Origin of the sequence: Paraburkholderia diazotrophica, assembly GCF_900108945.1 — a bacterium.
Lineage (GTDB): Bacteria > Pseudomonadota > Gammaproteobacteria > Burkholderiales > Burkholderiaceae > Paraburkholderia > Paraburkholderia diazotrophica.
Genome location: NZ_FNYE01000111.1, coordinates 1 through 1,053 on the forward strand (window position 1 = coordinate 1; position 1,053 = coordinate 1,053).

1 pseudogene is annotated in these 1,053 nt (G+C 63.5%); it reads left to right on the forward strand.

What is annotated here, in order from left to right:
* Positions 1 to 19: 19 nt before the first annotated feature.
* Positions 20 to 1,053, forward strand: a pseudogene (locus tag BMW76_RS40075) (site-specific integrase); the annotation flags it as partial.

Below are 1,053 nucleotides of genomic sequence, written 5' to 3' on the forward strand. Positions count from 1 at the left end.
CAGGGCGCTGGAACGGCGCGTGAGCGTCCTGGCCGATACGCGCATTCGCAAGCCTCGGGATAACCGGCTGGTTCGAGACACCAGGGCAAGCCGGCCAAGCCTGGCGCAGTCGTTTGCTTTCGGGCACGCACTGATCGATATCTGCGATGCGTTGACTGTCGGATCGATACGCGGTGCACTGCCAGTACGAATTCCATTGCGTAACGGGAAGATCCTGGAAGAATGGTCGGTCCGGTCGCGGGCCGATGCAGGGCAGCCACGATATCCGCTCATCAATCTCCGGATCGAAGCAGAGCTGCTGCTGTTCATCGCCCAGACGGGCCTGAACAGGGCACAGGCTTACCCGGCCAGAATTGGTCAGTTCCACTACACGAGTCACCTGGACGGCTATCAGGTACGGCGATACAAGCACCGCAGGCAGGGCGAGGTCGAGTTCGAGATCTACCGGGAGTATCGTGCCCTGTTCGAGCGCTACCTGACGTGGCGATCCGCAATGTTTCCGGATGACCCGGACGGCCTGCTGTTTCCATTCGTGAGACATGGCCGCGCGGAAGACGCACCTCCGCGATTCACCAGGGTGCACGCGGTATGCCGCAAGCTCGGCATCACCTTCGTGCCGCCTGGCAGCCTGCGCAAGGTCAGGATCAACTGGCTGCTGCGTGAGTTGCAGGACCCTGAGCTGGCAGCGGAGATGGCACAGCACGCGCCCGGGACCTTGCTACGTGACTACGTCGAGCCCAATCCGCAAGTCGCGATGCTGGAGATTTCGCGGTTCCACCGGCTCGCTGATCCGGACATCGCAATGCCTGGACCGGGACGATGCGTTTCGCCAATGCCGGCGGGGCTGCCGGGCGTCCCGCCCCAGGCGACGCGGCCCGACTGCGCCAGTCCGGCGGGCTGCCTGTTTTGCGTTCACCATCGCGACGTCGATAGCGAGGACCACGTCTGGTCGCTTGCAAGTTTCCGTCATCTCAAGTCACTCGAACTGGCACGCGACCGTTCGTCGCCTCCTGGCAGCAGACCGGGGAATCCGCATCCCGCTGCGCTTGCCGT